18 protein-coding genes are annotated in these 21,766 nt (G+C 70.8%); 8 read left to right on the top strand and 10 right to left on the bottom strand.

Annotated features, from left to right (window positions below):
- Nucleotides 1-50 precede the first annotated feature (50 nt).
- Nucleotides 51-2,204 (top strand): TonB-dependent receptor, encoded by a 2,154-nt coding sequence (locus BLQ49_RS14080; protein WP_425283998.1) that lies wholly within the window; start codon nt 51-53, stop codon nt 2,202-2,204.
- A gap of 12 nt (nt 2,205-2,216) precedes the next feature.
- Here the strand turns inward: BLQ49_RS14080 and BLQ49_RS14075 are convergent, their stop codons facing one another.
- The gene (locus tag BLQ49_RS14075; protein ID WP_091716597.1) at nt 2,217-2,543 is read right to left on the bottom strand and encodes a DMT family transporter; all 327 of its coding nucleotides are present in this window, start codon (nt 2,541-2,543) and stop codon (nt 2,217-2,219) included.
- A 326-nt stretch (nt 2,544-2,869) separates the two neighbouring features.
- Between BLQ49_RS14075 and BLQ49_RS14070 the strand changes: the two genes are divergently transcribed.
- Nucleotides 2,870-4,096 carry a serine hydrolase domain-containing protein gene (locus BLQ49_RS14070; RefSeq protein ID WP_091717020.1) on the top strand — a complete coding sequence of 409 codons (1,227 nt, stop codon included), beginning with the start codon at nt 2,870-2,872 and terminating at the stop codon, nt 4,094-4,096.
- 44 nt (nt 4,097-4,140) lie between these two features.
- Here the strand turns inward: BLQ49_RS14070 and BLQ49_RS14065 are convergent, their stop codons facing one another.
- A complete protein-coding gene (locus BLQ49_RS14065) occupies nt 4,141-5,457 on the bottom strand; it encodes an HdeD family acid-resistance protein (RefSeq protein ID WP_244507591.1) in 1,317 nt (438 codons plus the stop codon).
- A 992-nt stretch (nt 5,458-6,449) separates the two neighbouring features.
- Here BLQ49_RS14065 and BLQ49_RS14060 point away from each other — a divergent pair.
- Nucleotides 6,450-6,872, top strand: coding sequence for a Ros/MucR family transcriptional regulator (locus BLQ49_RS14060; protein WP_091716595.1), 423 nt, complete (start codon nt 6,450-6,452; stop codon nt 6,870-6,872).
- Nucleotides 6,873-7,234: 362 nt separating this feature from the next.
- Here BLQ49_RS14060 and BLQ49_RS14055 read toward each other — a convergent pair whose 3' ends face one another.
- Nucleotides 7,235-8,260 (bottom strand): PAS domain-containing protein, encoded by a 1,026-nt coding sequence (locus BLQ49_RS14055; RefSeq protein ID WP_091716594.1) that lies wholly within the window; start codon nt 8,258-8,260, stop codon nt 7,235-7,237.
- Between the two features lie 566 nt (nt 8,261-8,826).
- On the opposite strand from BLQ49_RS14055, the gene BLQ49_RS14050 reads away from it, so the two are divergent.
- The gene (locus tag BLQ49_RS14050) at nt 8,827-9,756 is read left to right on the top strand and encodes a sugar kinase (RefSeq protein WP_091716593.1); all 930 of its coding nucleotides are present in this window, start codon (nt 8,827-8,829) and stop codon (nt 9,754-9,756) included.
- A gap of 129 nt (nt 9,757-9,885) precedes the next feature.
- Nucleotides 9,886-10,677 carry a DUF502 domain-containing protein gene (locus BLQ49_RS14045; protein WP_091716592.1) on the top strand — a complete coding sequence of 264 codons (792 nt, stop codon included), beginning with the start codon at nt 9,886-9,888 and terminating at the stop codon, nt 10,675-10,677.
- A gap of 185 nt (nt 10,678-10,862) precedes the next feature.
- On the opposite strand, the gene BLQ49_RS14040 is transcribed toward BLQ49_RS14045, so the two are convergent.
- Nucleotides 10,863-11,189, bottom strand: coding sequence for a hypothetical protein (locus tag BLQ49_RS14040; RefSeq protein ID WP_091716591.1), 327 nt, complete (start codon nt 11,187-11,189; stop codon nt 10,863-10,865).
- A gap of 274 nt (nt 11,190-11,463) precedes the next feature.
- Nucleotides 11,464-13,680 (bottom strand): ATP-dependent DNA helicase RecG, encoded by a 2,217-nt coding sequence (gene recG / locus BLQ49_RS14035; RefSeq protein WP_091716590.1) that lies wholly within the window; start codon nt 13,678-13,680, stop codon nt 11,464-11,466.
- A gap of 86 nt (nt 13,681-13,766) precedes the next feature.
- Here recG and BLQ49_RS14030 point away from each other — a divergent pair, with 86 nt between their 5' ends.
- Both BLQ49_RS14030 and BLQ49_RS14025 read left to right on the top strand, forming a co-directional pair.
- Nucleotides 13,767-14,663 carry an alpha/beta fold hydrolase gene (locus tag BLQ49_RS14030; protein WP_091716589.1) on the top strand — a complete coding sequence of 299 codons (897 nt, stop codon included), beginning with the start codon at nt 13,767-13,769 and terminating at the stop codon, nt 14,661-14,663.
- 284 nt (nt 14,664-14,947) lie between these two features.
- Complete coding sequence (locus BLQ49_RS14025) at nt 14,948-16,162, top strand: UbiH/UbiF family hydroxylase (protein ID WP_091716588.1); 1,215 nt, start codon at nt 14,948-14,950, stop codon at nt 16,160-16,162.
- Between the two features lie 38 nt (nt 16,163-16,200).
- Here BLQ49_RS14025 and BLQ49_RS14020 read toward each other — a convergent pair whose 3' ends face one another.
- A complete protein-coding gene (locus tag BLQ49_RS14020; protein ID WP_091716585.1) occupies nt 16,201-16,545 on the bottom strand; it encodes a 2-hydroxyacyl-CoA dehydratase in 345 nt (114 codons plus the stop codon).
- A 161-nt stretch (nt 16,546-16,706) separates the two neighbouring features.
- Nucleotides 16,707-17,957, bottom strand: coding sequence for a class I adenylate-forming enzyme family protein (locus BLQ49_RS14015; RefSeq protein ID WP_244507590.1), 1,251 nt, complete (start codon nt 17,955-17,957; stop codon nt 16,707-16,709).
- 461 nt (nt 17,958-18,418) lie between these two features.
- Here BLQ49_RS14015 and BLQ49_RS14010 point away from each other — a divergent pair, with 461 nt between their 5' ends.
- A complete protein-coding gene (locus BLQ49_RS14010) occupies nt 18,419-19,180 on the top strand; it encodes an invasion associated locus B family protein (RefSeq protein ID WP_091717016.1) in 762 nt (253 codons plus the stop codon).
- A gap of 367 nt (nt 19,181-19,547) precedes the next feature.
- On the opposite strand, the gene BLQ49_RS14005 is transcribed toward BLQ49_RS14010, so the two are convergent.
- From BLQ49_RS14005 to BLQ49_RS13995, 3 genes are all read right to left on the bottom strand, one after another.
- Nucleotides 19,548-20,540: a DUF4424 domain-containing protein gene (locus BLQ49_RS14005; protein ID WP_091716583.1), complete on the bottom strand. Its 993-nt coding sequence runs from the start codon at nt 20,538-20,540 to the stop codon at nt 19,548-19,550.
- An 84-nt stretch (nt 20,541-20,624) separates the two neighbouring features.
- Entirely contained in the window at nt 20,625-20,963 is a 339-nt protein-coding gene (gene hspQ, locus BLQ49_RS14000; protein WP_091716581.1) for a heat shock protein HspQ, read from the bottom strand.
- Between the two features lie 47 nt (nt 20,964-21,010).
- Nucleotides 21,011-21,751: a DJ-1/PfpI family protein gene (locus BLQ49_RS13995; protein WP_091716578.1), complete on the bottom strand. Its 741-nt coding sequence runs from the start codon at nt 21,749-21,751 to the stop codon at nt 21,011-21,013.
- Between the last annotated feature and the right edge of the window lie 15 nt (nt 21,752-21,766).

Below are 21,766 nucleotides of genomic sequence, written 5' to 3'. Positions count from 1 at the left end.
GGCGCGGCCTCGTTCGCGGTGACGTGCCACTGCCGCCGCCCGAGGTCCCCGTGTCCCGTCCATCCGCGCGCTCTACGCCGCCCCTCCTCGCCCTGGCCGCATCGGCAGCCCTGATCGCGACCGCTGCGGCTCGGGAGCGGCCCGGCCCCGATCCCGCCGAGGCGCGGCTCGATGAAATCTCAGTCACGGCCGAAGGCGCCGCGCCGATCCCGACCGGCGGGCCGGTGGCCAGTGCCGGCTTCGTCGGCGGCGTGACCGGGATCGGCGGCCCGCTGCTCACCGTGGATTCGGCCAGCGCCGGGATCCTCACCGGGGCGCAGATCAACAACCGGCCGGTGACCCGCCCCGGCGAGGTGCTGGAGGCGGTGCCGGGCCTGATCGTCACGCAGCACAGCGGGGAGGGGAAGGCCAACCAGTTCTTCCTGCGCGGCTTCAACCTCGACCACGGCACCGACATCGCCCTGTTCCTGGACGGCATGCCGCTCAACATGCGCATCCACGCCCACGGCCAGGGCTATGCCGACATCAACTTCCTGATCCCCGAACTCGTCGGCGCGGTGGAGTTCCACAAGGGCCCGTACTTCGTGCGCGACGGCGACTTCGCCTCGGCGGGCTCGGTGCGGATCGACTACCTCGACAGCGTGCAGAAGACCCTCGCGCTGACCTCGATCGGGTCGTTCGGCTACAAGCGCGCGCTCAGCATCGCCTCCGCGCCGCTCGCCGAGGGCAACCTCCTCGTGGCCGCCGACGCCCAGGTCTATGACGGGCCCTGGACCGTGCCGGATGCGCTGCGCAAGATCAGCACGGTCGCCCGCTACAGCCAGGGCACGGCGCTCGACGGGGTCTCGGTCACCGGCATGGCCTACGCGGCCCGCTGGACCGCCACCAACCAGGTTCCCGAGCGCGCCGTCGTCTCCGGGCTGATCGGCCGTTACGGCACGCTCAACCCGACCGATGGCGGGGATACGTCGCGCTTCTCCCTGTCGGGCCGGTTCAGTGCGACGGACGCCACCGGCCTCACCCGGGCCTCGGCCTACGTGATCCGCTCGCAGCTCAACCTGTTCAACGACTTCACGTATTTTCTGAACGATCCGGTCAACGGCGATCAATTCCACCAGCTCGACCAGCGCATCATCGGTGGCGGCGAGGCGCTCCATATCTTCCAGGGCGACCTGTTCGGGATGCCGATGGAGAACGAGATCGGCGTCCAGACGCGCACCGATTCGATCCGCGTCGGCCTGTTCAACACGACGAACCGGCAATACCGCTCGGGCGTCCTCGACGACCGGGTTCTGGAGACGAGCGGCGCGTTCTACGTCGACAACCGGGTGCGCTGGACTGACTGGCTGCGCACCAGCCTCGGCGTCCGGGCGGACGGCTACTCCGCCCGGGTCGCGTCGGACACGCCGGCGAATTCCGGCCGGGCGCGTGACGGGATCGTCAACCCGAAGCTCGGCCTGACGCTGGGGCCGTGGTTCGACACCGAGCTCTACGTGAATTACGGCGGCGGCTTCCACTCGAACGACGTGCGCGGGGTAACCGCCACGGTCGATCCGACGTCGTCCCTGTTCAATACGACCCGCTCGCCGTTCCTCGTCCCGTCCACCGGCTACGAGATCGGCCTGCGCAACCGCTCGATCGCCGGGCTGGAGACGAGCCTCGCCCTGTTCCGGCTCGATTTCGCCTCCGAGAACCTGTTCCAGGGGGATACCGGCACCACCGAGCCGAGCCGCCCGACCCGGCGCTTCGGCCTGGAATGGACGAACCGCTACGCGCTGACCCCCTTCCTGTCGCTGGAGGGCGATCTCACGATCACCAATGCCCGCTTCTCGGATTACGACCCGGTGGGCAACCGGGTGCCGGAGGCGCCCACCACCATCGCCTCGGCGGGCCTCACATTCGGCGAGCCGCTCGGCTGGTTCGGATCCCTGCGGTTCCGCTATTTCGGCCCGCGCCCGCTGATTGAGGACAACTCGATCCGCTCGCGCCCGACCGCGCTGTTCAACGGCCGGGTGGGCTACGCCTTCGAGAACGGCGTCAGCGTCTCGCTCGACGTGCTGAACCTGACGAACAGCAAGTCCGACCAGATCACCTACGCCTATGTCTCGCGCCTGCCCGGCGAGCCGGCGGAGGGGCTGATCGACCGGGTGTTCCACCCGGTGGAGCCCCCCGCCGTGCGCCTCACCATCGCGGGCCGGTTCTGAGGGCCGGTCCCGTCAATGCTGCCCCTGGCCGGCGGCCAGGATGGTGACGCCGACGGCGATCACCGCGATGCCCACCAGCATCGTCGGGTTCATCGATTCGCCGTAGAGCCACGCACCGCCGATCGCGGCGCCGATCATGCCGATCCCGGACCAGATCGCGTAGACGACCCCGATCGGCAGCATGTCCATGCTGGTCGACATCAGCCACAGGGCGGTCCCGTAACCGAGCGCCACGATCAGCGTCGGGACCGGCCGGGTCAGGCCGTCGGCGGCCTTCAGGGCCAGGGTGGCGGTGACCTCCGCGCCGATGGCGAGCCCGAGGATCAGGAACGGATTCATGGCACGGTGAACTTTCTGCGCCTGGCGGCTTCGTGAATTCGGCGTGGGACCGGTGTAAGACCTGTCGGGAATCGGACGCCCCGGCAGACGAAGCACCGAACCTCTGAAACAGATCTGCTTCGGTTCGTCGGCACGGTTCGTCGTCAGGACTTGCGGGACCGCCGCACGATACCGCATCCATGGAATCCGTGAACATTCCCGAACCGACGCCGCCGGCGCGAACCATCGCGGACCGCTCACCCGGCGGCGTGGAGCTTTCGTTAAACTCGCCCGATCAGGGTGGCCGGCCCCACGACCGTAACGATCCAGAGCGATACCGATTCGACATGACCGCGTCCTCCGCGATCCCGGACAGCCCGGCTCGCCCGTGCAGGGACCGCCCCTGGGTCCGCCGTCGGGGCCTCATCGCGGCGGCCGGCACCGTCGCGACCGCGGGCTGCGCCTGGGCGGCCTGCGCGCTGCTGAACATCCCCAACCCCGTCACCCTCGCGGCGCTCGCCGTGATCGAGCCGTCGTCGGTGGGCCCGTGGTTCCCGAGCCGGGTGGTGAAGGCCCCCGATCAGGCCCGGGACCTGCCGTCCCGGGCGCGCCCGATCCTCGACCGGGTCCCCTGGAAGGGGCGGACCGTGCCGCTCATGGACGTGCTGGCGGCAACCCGAACCAACGCCTTCCTGGTGGTGCAGGATGGGGTGCTGATCCACGAATGGCAGCGGCCCGGCACGGGACCGGAGACGCTGTTCCCGTCCTGGTCGGTGGCGAAATCCATCGTGTCGCTGCTGGTCGGCGCGGCGGTGGCCCGGGGTCAGCTCGCGGAGACGGACCGCGTCTCGGCCCTGCTGCCGGAGTTGAAGAACGCCGCGGTCTTCAGCCAGATCACCGTGCGGAACCTGCTCGACATGGCGAGCGGGATCGCGGTGCCGGAGAACTACGATCCCAGCCGCCCCCTGACCGGCACCGCCGGGATGTACCTGACGCGGGACATCGCGGCCTTCGTGCGCGACCACGCGCATCTCGCGTTCAAGCCCGGCAGCCAGGGCCGCTACCGCAGCATCGACACTGAACTCCTCGGCCTGATCCTGGCCCGCACCGAGGGCCGGCCGCTCGCCGACATTCTCTCGGACCGGATCTGGAAGCCGATGGGCGCCCAGGCCGATGCCACCTGGAACCTCGACCGGCCCGGGGGCGTCGAGAAGGCGTTCTGCTGCATCAACGCCACCGCCCGCGATTTCGCCCGCCTCGGGCTGCTCGTGGCCGATCAGGGCCGCGCCGGGGGGGCCCGCATCATCCCGGCCCGCTGGATCGAGCGGATCATGACCCCGGCCAAGCGCGCGGTCGACGGCTGGCCGTACTCGGCCCAATGGTGGCACGCCCCCGGGGGCGACGACGACGACATCTCGGCGATCGGCGTCTACGGCCAGTACGTCTACGTCAACCGCCGGACCGGCACGGTGATCGTCAAGCTCAGCGACCACGGGGCCGAGCAGGACGAGATCGACACGCTCGCGGTGATGCAGGCCATCGCGGCCGATCTCGCCGCCGAGCCGGCGCGCTGAGCCCCTGGCGCCGTGCGGTCCCGCCGGGGGCCGGACGGGATCGCTCAGGCCTCGGTCGGCCCGGCATCCGGCAGGGTGGGGCGCCCGGTGATCTGGTGCAAGCGCGCCAGGGACCGCGCCCGCCAGTTGCGGAGGAGCCGCCAGCCGACGCGCTTCCAGGCGATGGTCGGCACCGGCGAGCCGGGATCGATGAGGGCACTGAGCGCCCGCGTGTAGTCGAGCACCAGACCGGGCGTCCAGGTCATCGACCGGGCGCCGGTGCGCAGCAGGGCAGCGGCCCAGAATTCCGGGGTGGTCAGCGCCGTGGCGAGCTGCCGCCAGGGATGGCCGCCGCGGCTGAACGCGCCTTCGATCGCGACATCGAGCGCCCGGGCCACGGTGGTCGAGCAGTTGCGGCTGATGAAGTTGTAGGTCGTGTCCCGGTGGTATCCCGCCCAGAACGCCCGGAGCAGGGCGGCATCGATGCCGTGCAACGTGACCGCGACGGTGGGCGGACACCAATCGGCGACCTCCGCCGCGTGGGAGGGCAGGAAGCGCCCCGGCACGTCGTTCTCGGGCCCGGCGCGCAGGCTTGAGCGCAAGTTGGCGGGGGAGCGGTCGATCTCCACCGCGGGGTAGTGGCTGATATAGAGATCGTCCCCCTGGCCCAGGGCCGCATGGCCCGTCGAGTACCGGCCGGCCTGATCGACGGAGGCGACGTAGCGCCGGATCAGCCGCTGGCTGGCGGGGGTGGTTGCCTGTCCGGTCGGGGTCCAGACATAGACCGTCAGGCTGCCGGGCTCGACCGCCTCCGGCACCGGCCCGGCGACGCGCAGGTGCCGCGCCCGGAGGCCGATGAACATCAGGTTGGCACCGCTCAGGATCAGGAACATCCCGATGCAATAGCCGACCGTGCCGGCATACCACGTCGGCCACGGCTGGAGGTGGAACAGTCCGAAGGCGACGCTGAGCGCCCCCAACGCCACCGCGATCCGCCAGCCGGCGAATTTCAGCAGGCTCGCGATCGTGATCCGGACCAGACCATCCACCGTGAAGGCGATGCCGAAGATCATGGCGAGCAGGAAGTTGCTGTGCCGCGTCGCCATCAGGATCAGGACAGCCATGATCGTCAGGAGCACGCCCTGGAAGACGCGCATCCGGCGCGCGGTCCCGGTGATGGTCGCGCCGACCGCGAGGGAGATCACGCCGTCGGCCAGGAGGACGAGGCCGAACCACCGGTCCGGGACATGGATCGCCCCGTCGAGGGAATCGACCACGACAACGATACCGAGCAGCGCCCACAGCAGGCCGACCGACAGGATCAGGTGCCAGTGCCGTCCCACCGCCGCACGCCCGACGAGCAGCAGCCAGAGGGGGGCCATCCGGCCACCGATCAGATCCGCGTTCGCCGGCTCGGCCAGTGCTGGGACGGCGCGCGGAAGAGACGTCGAACCCGGTCCGGACATGAGCTTTCGCCCTCGCAACTGCGCATCGCAATGCCTCTCGCACAAATGCGACCGCGCCGAAACAGCGGGACACAGAACGGTGCGATGATCGGGAGTCCCAGAAGGTTCTCCGGCGACAACATCCCTGACGGCCCTGAGAATTTCCTTAAGTGATTCTGGAAACCGGGCCGCGCGCGCGATCTGGTCCCGGATATTCTTTACGACATCTGAACACCGGCGTCCCGGTCAGCACCGGCAGGCTGAGGCCGGCGCCCGCGCGGTCGGGGCGGGCAGGCGCCCGGCCATGCGCATCAGGAATACTATCTAACCCGCTGGATCATGGACATCGGCGGTCGGCCTGCGGCTCGCACCCTGAAAGAGGACGAGGTTTCAGTCCCTCTCTGCACGAGAGTTTATTCGAAGATCTGTAGAAATATCCAACCACGAACGCGCCGACCATACTCAGTGTTCGACTGCGGGGAGAGTGGTCGTCTCGCAGGCGATGCACCGCACATATTCGCCGCGACCGCGGCCGTAGCGGCATCGGCCGGGCCGGTCGTGCGAGCAGCCCGCGGCTGGACATCGGCGGCCGGCGCACGTCTCGGGGACTGATTCGTACGCTCACAGCCGGTCATCGCATGCACATTTGCAGTCATCGAACCGGCGATGCCGCTCAATCGCGAAGGGTGCGCAATATTTGTTACGCTCTTCCGGCAAGCAACCTCATGTTGATCGGCAAGAGCCAATTGTGTTCAAAGCTCATCCTAAGATAAACTATAGACATTTGTTCCAGATTTTGTATCATTAGGTGCCAATCTTGGCATGTCAGAAGCAATTCGGCGGGGATCGGTTGGGGGAATTCCGATTGAAACATCGGTCATTCGATCCCCGCCGGATCGTTTTTCAAGGAAGCGTAACCGGGGGACCTCATGAACACGATTGATCTCTACGAAAAGTCCGCAGATCTTAATACGGACCTGATCAAGTGCACGGCATCTCTGGTTGCGGCCTACGTGTCGCGGAACGCGGTGGGTGTGGGGGAACTGCCGGTTCTGATCGATCAGGTGCACTCGGCGATCTCGGTCCTGCAGAACGGCACCGCGGGCTCCGGCTGGACCGGACCGAGCGCGGCGCAGATCGAGGCCTCGATCCAGCACGACGGACTGATCAGCTTCATCGACGGCCGCTCCTACAAGACCCTGAAGCGCCACCTCACCGCCCATGGCCTGACGCCGGAGCGTTACCGGGCCAAGTACGGCCTGCCGGCCGATTACCCGATGGTCGCCCCGGGCTACGCCGCCAAGCGTTCCCAGATCGCCAAGGCGATCCAGCTCGGTCACAAGGCAGCCTGAGGGCAGCCTGATCTGAACGGTCGCGTCGCCACCGGCCGACGGCCTGCTTCGGCCGCCGGCAAATCGGACCCGGGCGGCGCGCAGCCGGACTACGCCAGCTCGGAAGATCCGGACGACACCTTGCCGACCAGGGGCCCGGCAGGGTGCCCGGCGCTGCGGCCGGCCCGACCGTTGCGCTGCCGAGGCGGCCGAGCGACCGGGAGGCGGCCCTACGATCGGCGGTCCGCGACGACGAAACCCGCTGCATCGCGACACGATTCAGGACCAGCCGGGGATCGGCCCGCGCTGCAGCACGGATCGCCCCGTCAGGAAGCAGCGGCCTTCAGCTCCTGGTGTCGGCTCTTGACGTCAGTTCCTTGGCGTCAGTTCCTGGCGATTGCCAGGCTTCCGTCATCCGTGACCACGAAACGGACCCCCGCGCGGCGCAGCGCCTCGACGGCATGGAGGCGGGAGCGGCTCCCGCGCTGCTCGCTGCCCTCCTCCAGGCGCCGGACCGTCGAGTGCGACAGGCCGCTCGCCTGAGCCAGATCCATCATCGACCAGTCCAGCAGCGCGCGCGCGGCGCGCAGATGATGGCCCGTCACAGATTGTTCGAGACCCGCGCGCATGGGAGCCGGCACCCGCGAGCCAGCGCCGACCGGGTATTTCAGACCGCACCGGCCGAGATACGTGCCGTCGGGATCCCAAACGGGCATCGTCAGGATCCGGAAGTGCCAGAGTTCCCCATTGGCGAGGCGCTCGTGGGCGGTGCCCTGATAGATCGTCCGCTGCTCGATATGTGCCTCGGCCATCGCCTGGAAGGCCGCGCGCTCCTCGGGCACGATCAGCAGGAAGGGGTCGATGCAGATGTCGCCGAACGGTACATTGTGGACCTGCGCCATCTCGAACGGTAATTCGCGGACCTGATCGAGCCCCATCGAGAACGTGGCGATATGCTCGGTCAGGTAGAGCGCCCCCCGCCGCCGCCGCTCCTCATACCGGACATGGGCCAGTTGCTCGCGGTCGCTCACGTCCAAGGCGGTGCCGTTGATGGCCACGGGCCGCCCCTCGGCCGAGAAGCGCACCTCCATGGTGAGCGACAGAATGCGCTGCGTGCCGTTCGGGCGGATGACGCGGACGATGACCTCCCGTGGGACATGCCCCTGCCGGACATCGGCGAGCGACGGCAGCAGGTGCCGGTCATCCGGATGGATCAGGGAGAGCAGAAGGTCGTAGCTCGCCTTCGCGGCATTGGGGACGAGGCCGAGCAGGCGGTAGAAACCCGGCGACCAGACCTGCTCACCGCCCGTGAAAACCCAACTCCAGGCCCCACTGAGTCCCCGGCTCTCGGTAATCGTCAGAAATTCTCCGGCCGAGAATGTCAGCGCACTCAAAGCAGAATGAAACATACCAGGAAACCTAGAGCGTTCTCGCGAACGCTGCGTCGGGATTGAACCGGCCCGCCAAGGAACCGACCGTGCGATAGATCACTGCCCGCGAGGGAAATTCAAAGGTGGTTCTTCGCAGATGAGCATTTCACGACACCTATTGCCTCGCAACAACGAATATGGCGACGCGATGAGGCCGCCTCACACCAGTGCCGGGGACGCCCCGCGCGCCGCGCCCCCGAGCCCGGCGCCGGCGGCCGAACGTCGAATCGGATGGGGCTGCCCAACTCTATAACTCATACCATTGCCTATTAAAGCGTTCTGATCGCTATGCGCCAGATACGATCAAGAATTTCCTAACCTCCGCCCAGCGGTCCGGACGAACGGCCAAGGTCTGATTTCGATCTTCCTGGGCCTCCGGCGTCAGTTGTGACGGAACCGGAACAGGATTTCCGTCAATCGACGCGCCCCGTTCGGTCCCAATACCGCCGCCGAGTTTGACCCATGGGTAGGATCGACGGGGCAATCGACACGAGACTTGGCCCGGCCCAAAAGTAGGATACGGGATCGAGAACCGGGAGAGCCGCATGAGAATCGCCTGCATCGGCGAGTGCATGGTCGAATTGTCTGAGCAATCGGACGGGAGCTTGGCCCGCGGCTTCGGCGGCGACACGCTGAACACCGCGCTCTACCTCGCGCGCCTCGGCGTCGCGGTCGACTACGTGACGGCGCTGGGCGACGACGTCTGGAGCGACGAGATGGCGGCGGCGTGGGGGCGGGAGGGGATCGGCCTCGGCCGGGTCCGCCGGCTGCCCGGCCGGATGCCGGGCCTCTACATCATCCGCACCGACGCGGCCGGCGAGCGCAGCTTCCACTACTGGCGCGATCAGGCCGCGGCCCGCGATCTCTTCGCCGAACCGGGCGCCGCCGAGACCCGGGCCGCCCTGGCAGCCTACGACCTCGTCTACCTGTCCGGCATCAGCCTCTCGCTCTACGGCGAGGCCGGCCGTGCCGCCCTGTTCGAGACCCTGGCGGCCCTGCGCGGCCGGGGCGGGCGCGTCGCCTTCGACACCAATTACCGGCCGCGCGGCTGGCCCGTGCGGGAGGTCGCCCGGGCCGCCTTCCGGACGGCCCTGGCGCAGGCCGACCTGATCTTCGCCTCGGTGGAAGATCTGGACTGGCTCTTCGGCGACGCGGGCGACGGCGAGGTGCTGCGCCACCGCGGCAGGGCCGAGATCGTGCTGAAGGCCTCGACCGGTCCCGAGCCCGTGGCCCGGGTGCTGCACAGCACCTCCGACACGGTGGTGCCGGCCGAACCGGCCGCACGGGTGGTCGATACGACGGCCGCGGGCGACAGCTTCGCGGCGGGCTATCTCGCCGCCCGGATCGCCGGCCAGGCCCCGGAGGCGGCGGCGACCCGGGCGCACCGCCTCGCCGGCACGGTGATCGGGCATCGCGGCGCCGTGATTCCCCGGGACGCGATGCCGGCCCTCGATCGTCCCGGACCCAGCGCCTGACCGCGGCGCCGGACAGCCCCCCTGGAAACCGGCCGCCCTTGAGACCGGCAAGCGCAGCCGCTACCTGTGCCATTGCGGGATGTCCCCCGCAGCAAAAGCGCCGCGCGTCGTGCGGCCGAGAGGGCACCCGTGGCGTCGAGTCCCCCGCCCATCCAGGTCCCCGAGCCCGATGCGCCCGCGCCCGGCGGCGCCCCCAAGACCCGGGTCAGCGCCCGGGGCCGGCTGCGCACCTACTTCCTCACCGGCATCATCGTGGCCGGGCCGCTGGCGATCACCGCCTACATCACGTGGTGGTTCATCGCGCTGATCGATTCCTTCGTGAAGCCCCTGGTGCCGGCGAGCTACCTGCCGGACCACTACCTGCCGTTCTCGATCCCCGGGCTCGGCCTCGTCATCGCGTTCCTGGCGGTGACGCTGCTCGGCTTCCTCACGGCCAACCTCGTCGGCCGCTCGGTGATCGAGTTCGGCGAGGTGCTGCTCGCTCGGACCCCGGTGATCTCGGGCCTCTACAAGGGCCTGCGCCAGATCTTCGAGACCCTGTTCTCGGCCAACGGCACCTCGTTCCGCACGGTCGGGCTGGTGGAATTCCCCGTGAAGGGGACGTGGTCCGTGGTGTTCCTGTCGGCCCCGGCGGCGCCGGAGGTCGAGGGCGCGCTCAAGGCCCGGGGCGCCGCCGCGGACGAGTTGGTCGGCGTGTTCCTGCCCTGCGCGCCCAACCCGACGACGGGGTTCTTCTTCTACCTGCCCCGGGCCGAGGTGGTGGAGCTTCACATCAGCGTCGATGACGCCGCCAAGCTGGTCATGTCGGCGGGCGTGATCCAGCCGGAGGATCCGCAGGGCCGGCTGAACAGTATGGCGGCCTCCCTACGGGCGGCCCAGCAGGCGGACAGTGCGGCGAAGCGGGAACCGCAGGACGCGTAACCGGCCCGCTTCCCGTCATCGCGCGCAGCGAAACGACCCAGCGTCAGCGCGACCTCGGCGCGCGTGGCGCCGCCTGGATTGCGCCGCTGCGCGCGCAAGGACGGGGCGGCACGCATCGCCACCGGCTACGAAAAAGGGCCGCCCCCAACGGGACGGCCCTCAAGCTCCAGGAAGTCTGAAACGTCTCAGCGCTGCAGCGAAGCCGTCTGCGGCGCGATGGTCGGCGGTGTCGCCTGCGCGACCGTCACGGCGCTGCGCGGCGTCGTCGTCGGCATCCAGCCGGTGGCGCATTGCATGACCAGGGCGAGGCCGAGGGCGATGCAAAGTCCGTTGGCGGCCATCCAGAACGGGCGCGCGGCCCGCCGCACGGCGGCCTGAAGCTCCTCGGCCGTCTTGCCCGCAGCCTCGGCGGCGCGGTCCGAGATCGGCAGCAGCCACGGCTCCGTCGGCAGGGCGTGAAGACCGGCCATCTCGTTGGAGCCCGGCAGGCTATGGAACAGTCCGTTCGACATGTTCGTCCTCCAGATTCGTCCGTGATGTCCCGGCTTACCGGGCCATTCGTTCATCTGCAGTTAAGGGAAGATTGTGGCTGATGCAAGGTCACAGCCCTTGTCCGGGCCCCGCAGAGCGCCATGGCGGGTCCGGCCAGGCTTCCGCACAGCGCGGTTAAACCCTTGATCCGGCACGGTATTCCGGACCATCTGTGACATCGGCGCACCAAAGTGCGGATCCGCACCGCAGGCGCCGGACCATTCCTGAACGGGGGACTTTCCTGAACGGCTTCGTTCAGCCAGCGCCGATCAGCCGGATCGCGGCCTCCCGCTCGAACAGGTAGAGCAGCACCCGCAGGGCCTGCCCCCTTGGGCTCTTCAGGCCGGGGTCGCGCTCGACGATCATCCGCGCATCGTCCCGGGCGGCCTCCAGCAGGGCGCCGTCGCTCTCGATCCGGGCGAGCCGGAACGCCGCGAGGCCGGATTGCCGTGTGCCCAGCACCTCGCCCTCGCCACGCAGCTTCAGATCGGCCTCGGCGATGCGGAACCCGTCCTCGCTCGCCCGCATCATCTCGAGCCGCGCCCGCGACACCTGCCCGAGGGGGCCCCGATAGAGCAGCAGGCACGAGGACGCCTTGGAGCCGCGCCCGACCCGGCCCCGGAGCTGGTGCAGCTGCGCCAGCCCGAACCGCTCGGCGTGCTCGATCACCATGATGGTCGCCTCGGGCACGTCGACGCCGACCTCCACCACGGTGGTCGAGACGAGGAGCTTGGTCTCGCCCGCGGCGAACCGCGCCATGGCGGCATCCTTCTCGGGGCCTGGCATCTTGCCGTGGATCAGCCCGACCGCGTCGCCGAAATGCTGCTTCAGGTCGTCGAACCGCTCGGCGGCGGCCGCGAGGTCGATGAACTCGGATTCCTCGACCAGCGGGCAGATCCAGTAGACCCGTTCACCCCCGGCGATCGCCCGGGCGAGGCCGGCCACGACCTCGTCGATCCGCTCGGTCGACAGGGTGATCGTGCGGATCGGCTGCCGGCCGGCGGGCTTCTCGTCGAGGATCGAGACGTCCATGTCGCCGAAGAAGGTCAGCGCCAAGGTGCGGGGGATCGGCGTCGCGGTCATCACCAGGAAGTCGACCGCCTCGCCCTTGGCGCCGAGCGCCAGCCGCTGATGCACGCCGAACCGGTGCTGCTCGTCCACCACGGCGAGGCCGAGATCGCGGAAGGTGACGGCCTCCTGGAACACGGCATGGGTGCCGACCAGGATGTCGATCTCGCCCGCCGCGAGGTCGGCGAGCGTGCTCTTGCGCTCCGCGGCCCGGTCGCGGCCGGTCATCAGGCGCAGGCGTAAAGATCCGGCGAGCGGCTTCAGCCGCTCGAAATGCTGCCGGGCCAGGATCTCGGTGGGGGCCATCAGAGCGGCCTGACGCCCGGCCTCGACCGCCGACGCCATGGCGAGCAAAGCCACCGCGGTCTTGCCCGAGCCGACATCGCCCTGGAGCAGGCGCAGCATCCGCCGGGGCGCGGCGAGGTCGGCGCGGATCTCCGCCACCGCCCGCGCCTGGGCGCCGGTCAGCGCGAAGGGGAGGGCGGCCTCGATCCGGGCGCTCAAGGTGCCGTCGCCGGCATTGACCCGCCCGGCCTTGCGCCGCTGACGGGCGCGCAGAAGGGCGAGCGCCAGTTGCGAGGCGAGGAGCTCGTCGTAGGCGAGCCGCTTCCGGGACGGGGTCGCGGGCGGCGGCTGGAGCGGGTCCTCGGCCTTCGGCGGTGCCTCCTCGGGCCGGTGCTCCAGACGGAGCGCGTCCGCGAAGGCCGGAAGGCGGTTCTTCTCCAGCCACGCCGCATCCTGCCATTCCGGCAGGATGGGCAGCCGATCGAGGGCCGCGACCGCGAGCTTGTTGATCGCCCGGGAGGTCAGCCCCTCGGTGGCGCCATAGACCGGCTCGACGGCGGGCAATTCGGCCAAGCCCGCCTCGTCCACGATCCGCGACGGGTGGACCATCTGGCGGGTGCCGTCCCAGAGGTCGATCCGGCCGGTGATGTAGCGGTGCGCGCCGAGCGGCAGCATCTTCTCCACCCGGGGGCGGGGCATGCCGAAGAACACGAGCGTGATGTCGTGGCCGGAGGCATCCTCCACCAGCACCCGGTGCGGGCGCTTGCCCGAGCCGATCTGGGCCGGGCGGTGCTCCACCACGGTGACGCCGAGGGTCACCGGCTCCCCCACGGGCGCCTCGCCGACCGAGCCCATCAGCTTGCGCGCGACGCCGCCCTGAGGAAGGTGGAACAGCAGGTCCACGACACGAGCCTCGCGCTCGGGGGTGCCGAGCAGCTTCTCGATCATCGGCGCCATCTTCGGGCCGATCCCCGGCAGGGAGCGGGCCGGCGCGAACAGCGGATCGAGGATGCTCGGGCGGAGCGTGGACGCGTCGGCGCGCGCGTCCGCCGCCTCCGGCGCCTCGGCGGCGTCGAGCTCGTTCACGGACAGGTCCTGAGTCGCGTGTGCATCTGTCATGGCGGTTCGGCGGACATGGTGCCGGAGGCGCCTTATCATCCGGTGCATCCCGGCGCGCCAGTGCGTCAGGATGGAGACCGACCCCCATGGCCAGCGACTTCGCCAGCGACTTCCTGCCGGGCTTCGCGCGACACCGGATCGAGACCGCCCCCGGGGTGACGATCCACGCGCGCTCGGCCGGCTCCGGACCGCCGGTGCTGCTGCTCCACGGCCACCCGCAGACCCTGTCGACATGGCTCCACGTCGCCCCGCGCCTGGCCGAGCCCCGCACCGTGGTGGCCATGGACCTGCGCGGCTACGGCGATTCGTCAAAACCCCCGGGCGGCGAGCGCCACGTCGCCTATTCCAAGCGCGCCATGGCGGCCGACGCGGTGGCGGTGATGCGGGCGCTCGGCCACGAACGATTCGCGGTGGTCGGCCACGACCGGGGCGGGCGCGTCGCCCACCGCCTCGCCCTGGATCATGCCCGAGCCGTGGAGCGGATCGCCCTGTTCGACATCGCGCCGACCGCGACCATGTACGCGCGCACCGACAAGGCCTTCGCCACCCGCTACTTCTGGTGGTTCTTCTTCATCCAGCCCCATCCCCTGCCGGAGACGCTGATCGGGGCCGATCCGGAGTATTTCCTGCGCCACCACGTCGAGGGCCAGTCGAAGACCCCCGGCTCGACGCCGCCAGAACTCTTCGCCGAGTACCTGCGCTGCTATTCCGATCCCGCCTGCCGGCACGCGATCTGCGAGGATTACCGGGCGGCGGCGGGGATCGACCTGGAGCACGACGCGGCCGATTCGGAAGCACGGGTCACGGCGCCGCTGCTGGCGCTCTGGGGCGCGAAGGGTACGGTCGGTCAGACCTACGACGTGCTGGAGACGTGGCGCGAGAAGGCCACCGATGTTTCGGGGCGGGCGCTCGATTGCGGTCACACCCTCCAGGAGGAGCGGCCGGACGAGGTCTTTTCCGAACTCTCGGCATTCCTGGGATGAGGGCTGCGGCGCCGTGGCCCCGCGCCGCTGCTCTTGGCAGGGACGGCGAAAAGCGCAGATACGAGGCGCGCCGGGCTCGCGAACAGGTTTCCGGTTGATGGCTTCGACACCGCCGTCCTCGCGAGCGGCGCGAAGCAATCCAGGGCGGCACCACGCTTCTTGATGTCCCGCTGCCCTGGGTCGCTTCGCGCCGCTCGCAAGGACGGGGACGCGCCTCAACCGAAGCCGTGAACAGCCCGACGCCAGACTTTTCCGGGCGGGACGCCTCAATCGTGCGGGACATCATGTCCGAGGATACCAACACCCCCTTCGAGGTCGCCGTGGTCGGCGCCGGAGCCGCCGGCCTCGCCGCGGCGCTCGCCATCGCCCGGGAGGGGATCCCCACGGCCCTCGTCGGCCGGCACGCCCCCGTGGCGGACGGGCGGACCGTGGCGCTGCTCGACGGGTCGGTGCGCTTCCTGGAGGCGCTCGGCGCCTGGGCGGCGGTGGCGCCGCAGGCGAGCCCGCTCTGCACCCTGCAGATCATCGACGACACCGGTAGCCTGTTCCGGCCGCCGCCGGTGCGCTTCCAGGCCGCCGAGATCGGTCTCGACGCCTTCGGCTGGAACGTCGAGAGCGCGCGCCTCGTAGAGAGCCTGCGCGCCTGCGCCCGGACCCAGCCGAACCTGACCCTGGTCGAGGCGGATTGCGCGGGTGCGGTGGCGGGTGAATCGGCCGCCCGCATCGCCCTGGCCGGGGGCGGGACGGTCGAGGCCCGGCTGGTGGTGGGCGCCGACGGAGGGCGCTCGCCGCTGCGAGCCGCGAGCGGCCTGCGTGTCCGCGACTGGACCTATCCGCAGAGCGCCATCACGACGATCCTGGCGCATACGCGCCCGCACCGGGACGTCTCCACCGAGTTTCACACCCGCTCGGGGCCCTTCACCCTGGTGCCGCTGCCGGGCGGACATCGCTCCAGCCTCGTCTGGGTGGCCGGGGAGGGCGCGGCCCGGCGGCTGGCGGCCCTCGACGACGACGCCCTCGGGCAGGCGGTGGAGCGGCAGGCCCGGGCAATGCTCGGCACCATGCGGGTCGACGGTCCGCGCGGCCTCGTGCCGATGCGCGGGCTCGCGGTGGCGACACCGGTGGCGCGGCGGCTGGCGCTGATCGGGGAGGCGGCTCATGTCTTCCCGCCGATCGGCGCACAGGGGCTGAATCTCGGCCTGCGCGATGCCGCCACCCTGCGCGATGGGGTGCTCCGCGCGGCCCGGGACGGTCGGGATCCCGGCTCCCGCCCGGTGCTCGACGCCTACGCCAGCGCCCGGCGCGTCGACACGGCGGCGCGCACCGCCGCGGTGGATCTCCTCAACCGCAGCCTGCTCACCGACCTGCTGCCGGTGGACGCGCTTCGGGGCCTCGGCCTGCTGGTGATGGGCCAGCTCGGGCCGCTACGGCGGCTGGTGATGCGGGAGGGCGTGTTGCCCCGGCTCGGCGCGCCGGAATTGATGCGCGGGGCGCGGTAAGGGGAGGCTCCCCCCCCGGGGGCCGGTACCGAAGCGGATCAGAGATCCGGTTGCGCCGCCACGTAGGCGCCGAGGCGGGTGGCGAGGTCGACCGGGCCGCCGGCCCGGGGCTCGGCCGAATCGCCGATCAGGATCACCGGGATGCCGCGCTCACGCAGGTGCGAACGGAGCTTGGCGGCGCGGCGGGCATAGGTGGGGTCCCGGCGGGTCGGGGCCTGGAGCAGCACGGCGGCCGGCCGCGCGATCACGGCCAATACATCATCCGCCGCCTCCATGGAGGCGGTCACGCTTGCGTAGCCGAGACTGGCGAGCTCGCCCGAAAGGGACCGGTCCACGGCGCGGACGCCGTCATCGACCACGAGCACTTGTTGCAGCGCACCCATGAGCTTGAGCGGTACTCCATCCGGCACAGCTTGAAAAGGTAGCCGTGACCACAATCCGTTGCAGAACCCGCGAAAGGGTCGATCGGATCCGTCGGTCCGTGTGCAGATGCGAGATTAGCCGCAGCGCCTGAGCGCCGGATGAACCGCAGCGCAGCCGCCGTTCAGATCGCCGCGACGCCGATCGCGGTGCCACCGGCCAGGATCGGCCGGTAGCCCGAATCGCGCCACGCCCCGGCGTCCGTCTCGGGGATCGCGCCGCGGGGCAGGGGCGCCGACGCGCAGGCCGGGCCGCGGCAGGCCAGGCCGCCATCGTCGCCTCGCGCGAGGGCCAGGAGAGCCGGCGGCAGGGGCGCGCGATCCGGATGGGCCAGACTCGCGACGAGGTCGGTCAGGCCGGGGCGGGTGATGATCGCCGTCTCACCGAGAACCAGCGAATCGAGGCGCGGCTTCTCGCCATCCGGCGCGGCACGCCGGGTCAGGGCCGCGGGCGCCCGATGCACCACGTTGAGGGCCCGCACGGTAAAGGGCAGGGGCAGGGCGGCGAGCGCCGGCTCGATCAGGGCGGGGACGACCAGCCGGGTCGGCACCGGCCGCAGCAGGGCGGTCCGGAAGCCGGCCTCCTCGAAGGGGATCACCGTCTCCAGTCCGGCCCCCGCCGCGAGCGCCGCGCCGAGGCCGGTCACCAGCCCGCGCAGGTCGTGGGCGGGCAGGAGCGTCAGGATCCGCTCGTCCGCGGAGGGCGGCAGGGCGTCGCAATGGGCCGCGATGGCGGCGGCGAGCGCCTCCGCGCTCCGGTAGACCGGCCGCTCGGGATCGCCGCCTTCGAAGGTCACGAGGCCGAGGCTGGCGACCGGCTCGGCCACGCCGCGTTCCAGCGCCATCGCGTCGAGGCTGATCACCCCGTCCGGCACGCCGGGGCCGAAGGCGGCGAGATAGCGCAGGCTGAACTGGCGCATGGCCGCGTGGGTGAGTTCCTCGGCGGGCCGACGCGACCCGCGGCGGCCCTCGGTGAGCACGCCCAGGAGGTTGGCGGCCTCGATCCCGGCGGCGAGCTGTTCGGGGTCCCAGGCGGCCGGCATCGCGCAGGGCAGGTGCCCGGCGGCCTCGACGGCGAGGTGGGCCAGGGCCGCCTCGGCGCCGCCGGAGAACCACAGCCCGATCCGGCTGCCCGCCGGGAGCCGCCACGCCCCGATCCCGCGGGCGAGCCGTCCCACGATCTCGGCGGCGGCCGCGTAGGTCCAGGTGATCGCCGGCCGCCCGCACCAGGCGGCCCGGTCGCCCGAATCACGCAGGGCGGTGCGCTGCGGCGCGGTCCGCGCCGCCGCGAACAGGCAGCCGGACAGGCCGCCGGACCGCGCGGACGCGTCCGGCGGGACCTCGACCGACCTCTCGGCCACCGCGAACGCGTTCAACCCGCCGCCCCCCACCGATACTGCAGAACCGCCGGCATGCTCGGCCGATTACGGTTAACCGACCGCTAAGACCGCTGAGCAACAGCCGGCTCCGGCCGCCGCCACCGGGCCGAGGACGTGCGCCGATCACGCGCTCGTGCGACGTCGCGCTTGCGGCCAAGCGGGCGGGAGCCTATCGGGGGCCGGCCGCGGCCCGGAGGGTATCACCTGCCCGCCGTGCCGTGGTGTCAAGCCGCGGTGTCATGCCTTCGCCTCATTCCAGGGGAAAGGCAGGCCGCCCGGCCGCCGGGGCGGGAGATGCGCGCAGTCGGGCGCCGTCTCCTCCGATGGCCGGACTGTTTCATCCGGAGCTCCGGGGGGCACGCCACGGCGGCGCGCATCCGGACGGTCCGGCGGACCGGCCGCCAGGCCGGCTCCGCATCAACCCGTCACACCGTATCGCTTCCAAGGGGTCAGAGCCGATGTCCTTCACCCGCCCCGCGACGCTCGCGCGCGCCGCCCTCCTCGGTCTCGCGGGCCTCGGCCTCGCGGCCGCCCCGGTCCTGGCGCAGCCGAAGAAGCCCGCGGCCCCCGCGCCGACCGCGCCGGCGCCGACCGCGCCGGGCACCCCCGCCGCCAACACGGCGGCCCAGACCGGCCCGCAGATCGTGACGGTGAAGTCCGAGCCGAGCCAGGCCGACTGGACCAAGGTCTGCGGCAAGGACCAGGGCTCGGGCACCGACATCTGCTACACGACCCGCGACTTCGTGTCCGACCAGGGCCAGCCGGTGCTGGCGGTGGCGGTCTACGAGATGAAGAACCCAGCCCAGAAGCAGGAGGTGCGCGTGGTGCGCTACCTGCTGCCGCTCGGCCTGCTGCTGCAGCCGGGCATCCGCTTCAACGTCGACAACCAGGCCGCCACGGCCGGCCGCTTCGCGGTCTGCTTCCCGAACGGCTGCTTCGCCGAGGCTGGGGGCGTCGATGCCGGCGTGATCGCGGCGATGAAGAAGGGCACGACCCTCAACGTCTCGGTCCAGAACCAGACCCAGCGCGAGGTCACCTTCGCGGTGCCGCTGGCGGGCTTCGGCAAGGCCTTCGACGGCCCGGCGATCGACCCGAAGGTGCTGGAGGAGCAGCAGAAGAAGCTCCAGGCTGAGCTGGAGAAGCGCTCCGAGGACATGCGCAAGAAGCTCGAGCAGCAGGGCGGCGCCGCCCCGGCCGCCGGCGCCCCGGCCGCCAAGTAAGTCGGCCGCAGGGTCGAAGTTTTTGGAGGGCCGGGCCGCGAGGTCCGGCCCTTCGCGTTTGCGGGGGATGCGCGGCTTTCTCCCCGGCGACCTCGTGGACTTAGATAGACGTCGCACGCGGCGACAGGGCTGCAGAACGGAGCGCGGGTCCCCTCTCGCGTGCGGGAGAGGGGCAGGGTGAGGGATCAGGTCTGTCCGGATGAGGCGTGACCTGACCGCGCGCCGACAGCGTGCCCTATCCTGAGCGTTCTCCTCCCTCACCCCAACCCTCTCCCGCACGGGAGAGGGGGCACGTCACGCTCTGTCGCCGACGGCGGCGTCCGACGCTGGCCTGTAAACAGCGTGGCCCACCGGGAGAGAGGACGCCCTACCGGATCCCGGTCGGCCCTGGCCCGGGCAACACGAACAGCACCCGTAGATCCTGGTCCGGCACATAATCCTGGGCCTCCCAGCGGAAGGTGGTCGGACCGATCTTCCGGATCCCCGTACGGCAGAAGCTCACCACCGCCTCCGGATTCCCCTTGTCCACCGTCAGGGTGAAGCGCCCGATCGGCGCCGCCCAGTTGCGCGCCGTGGTCACGATGTAGGGCACTACGAAGGCCCGCAGGTGGCCGCTCTCGCTCGGCGCCTTGGCGTGCAGACGCCGGATCGCCGCGAGCCCCGCATCGTCCAGGCAGTAGGTCGCGCGGTAGCCGGCGCGGGACGCTTCCTTGAGATCGAGGCAGTGGAATCCGTTCACCGGGGCGTAGCTGTGCGCGATCCGGACATCCTGCCCGGGCGGGAAGGTCTGCGACCAGAAGAACTTCGCCTCGCTGCGCCAGAGCCCCTCGGTCATGCCCTCGGCATCGGGGAACAGGCCGGCCTTGACCAGTTCCGCCCAGGTGGCCTTGTCGATCCGCTTCTGGGCGGTTTCCAGCTCGGTGAAGCGCAGCGGATTGAGCGGCATGCCGAGGCGACGCAGCAGGTCGGTCACCTCGCGCTCGCCCACGAAGGCGCGCTCCTCCAGTTCCGGCTCGACCGGCCGGCCATCCACCGTCACGGTGAACCCGACGAAGTTCGCCTCCTCGGGCTGCGGCAGCTTGAGGGCGGAGAAACTGAGCAGGCGGCCGTCGATCGGCGGCAGCGGAAAGGCGATCCGCACCGTGCGCGGCGTGTTTGTCTGATTGCGGAACACGTAGGCCACGTCGATCCGCTCGCGGCTGATCGACAGATCCTCGCTCGCCAGCGCGATGCCCGGCTCCGGCACGAGGACCAGGCCGCCGGCGTTGAGTTCGGAGGCGCTGTCGTTCGCCCGTGCCGGGGCACTGAGCAGGCCGGCGGCGAGGAGCAGGGCGGCGGCTTTTCGGGATGGGGCGACCATGGCGGCGGGTTCGTGCAACGGCACCAGCCGTCGCACGAGGCTACCGCTCCGGTCTTGCCGGGAGCTTACGGAGGCCGCGCCCGCTCAGTTCGTGGCCCGGGCGCGCATCCGGTAGGCGCCGGCATCGTCGCGCACGAACATCTCGGCGATGCCGGCATGGCGCAGGGCCTCGCCCGACGTGTCGGGCACGAGGTTCTGCTCCGACACGTAAGCGACGTACTCGGTCTCGGCGTTCTCGGCCAGCAGGTGGTAGAACGGCTGGTCCTTGCGCGGCCGGACCTCCTCGGGGATCGACAGCCACCATTCCTCGGTGTTGTCGAAGACCGGGTCGACGTCGAACACGACGCCCCGGAAGGGGTAGATCCGGTGGCGCACCACGGCGCCGATGGCGAATTTCGCGGTTCTCAGGGTTACGTCCGTCATGGTTCAGTCCGTCCAGAGGGGACAGATAGGACCGATGGCGGGGCCTGTCACCGGGCGGGCACAGGTTCCGGGGTCCGGATGCCGAGTTCGGCCGCGATCGCCCGCGCGGTGGCCTCGCGCCGGGCGGTGAGATCGGCGGCGCGCGCCCGCGTGGCCTCCACGATGGCGGGCGGTGCCGTCCGGGGGGTGCCGCTGTCGAAGGGCGGCTCGGGGGCGTATTGCATCCCGAGCTGGATCCCCCGGGCGGCCTCCTCGCCGCGCAGCTCGGCGGCCAGTTGCAAGGCGCCGTCGATCCCCGCGGTCACGCCAGCCGCGAACACCCAGCTGCGCTCCTCGCCGTCGCGGTCGATCACCACCCGCGCATCCACCGGCTCGGCCCCGAAGAAGGGCAGGAGATGGACCGCGTTCCAGTAGGTCGTGGCCCGGCGCCCGACCAGAAGGCCCGCCGCCCCGAGGATCAGCGCGCCGGTGCAGACCGAGAGGATGTGGGTGGCGCCGGCCGCCTGCTGCCGGATCCAGCCGAGCACGGCCGGATCGCGCATCAGCGCCTCCTGGCCCTGGCCGCCCGGAACGTGGAGCACGTCGAGCCGGGGCGCCTCGGCGAGGGTCGCGTCCGGCAGGATCCGCAGGCCGCGCACGTCGCGCACCGGATCGGGGGTGGCCGCGTAGATCCGGTAGGTGCTGTTCGGGATCCGGGCCAGGATCTCGAACGGGCCGGTGAGGTCGATCTGGTCGAGCCCCTCGAACAGGAGCGAGCCGATCTGCAGATGGGTGTCGGGCGGAATCATCGGTAACCTCCGGGG

The sequence above is a fragment of the Methylobacterium phyllostachyos genome (genome assembly GCF_900103445.1).
Taxonomy (GTDB): domain Bacteria; phylum Pseudomonadota; class Alphaproteobacteria; order Rhizobiales; family Beijerinckiaceae; genus Methylobacterium; species Methylobacterium phyllostachyos.
Note: the sequence above shows the minus strand (reverse complement) of the source record. Positions and strands in the feature narration are given on the sequence as shown.

Bases quoted from the DNA above. Each gene is read 5' to 3' on its own strand.
- BLQ49_RS14075 (WP_091716597.1), bottom strand. From the start codon at position 2,543: ATGAATCCGTTCCTGATCCTCGGGCTCGCCATCGGCGCGGAGGTCACC.
- BLQ49_RS14070 (WP_091717020.1), top strand. From the start codon at position 2,870: ATGACCGCGTCCTCCGCGATCCCGGACAGCCCGGCTCGCCCGTGCAGG.
- BLQ49_RS14065 (WP_244507591.1), bottom strand. From the start codon at position 5,457: ATGGCCCCCCTCTGGCTGCTGCTCGTCGGGCGTGCGGCGGTGGGACGG.
- BLQ49_RS14060 (WP_091716595.1), top strand. From the start codon at position 6,450: ATGAACACGATTGATCTCTACGAAAAGTCCGCAGATCTTAATACGGAC.
- BLQ49_RS14055 (WP_091716594.1), bottom strand. From the start codon at position 8,260: ATGTTTCATTCTGCTTTGAGTGCGCTGACATTCTCGGCCGGAGAATTT.
- BLQ49_RS14050 (WP_091716593.1), top strand. From the start codon at position 8,827: ATGAGAATCGCCTGCATCGGCGAGTGCATGGTCGAATTGTCTGAGCAA.
- BLQ49_RS14040 (WP_091716591.1), bottom strand. From the start codon at position 11,189: ATGTCGAACGGACTGTTCCATAGCCTGCCGGGCTCCAACGAGATGGCC.
- recG (WP_091716590.1), bottom strand. From the start codon at position 13,680: ATGACAGATGCACACGCGACTCAGGACCTGTCCGTGAACGAGCTCGAC.
- BLQ49_RS14030 (WP_091716589.1), top strand. From the start codon at position 13,767: ATGGCCAGCGACTTCGCCAGCGACTTCCTGCCGGGCTTCGCGCGACAC.
- BLQ49_RS14025 (WP_091716588.1), top strand. From the start codon at position 14,948: ATGTCCGAGGATACCAACACCCCCTTCGAGGTCGCCGTGGTCGGCGCC.
- BLQ49_RS14020 (WP_091716585.1), bottom strand. From the start codon at position 16,545: ATGGGTGCGCTGCAACAAGTGCTCGTGGTCGATGACGGCGTCCGCGCC.
- BLQ49_RS14010 (WP_091717016.1), top strand. From the start codon at position 18,419: ATGTCCTTCACCCGCCCCGCGACGCTCGCGCGCGCCGCCCTCCTCGGT.
- BLQ49_RS14005 (WP_091716583.1), bottom strand. From the start codon at position 20,540: ATGGTCGCCCCATCCCGAAAAGCCGCCGCCCTGCTCCTCGCCGCCGGC.
- hspQ (WP_091716581.1), bottom strand. From the start codon at position 20,963: ATGACGGACGTAACCCTGAGAACCGCGAAATTCGCCATCGGCGCCGTG.
- BLQ49_RS13995 (WP_091716578.1), bottom strand. From the start codon at position 21,751: ATGATTCCGCCCGACACCCATCTGCAGATCGGCTCGCTCCTGTTCGAG.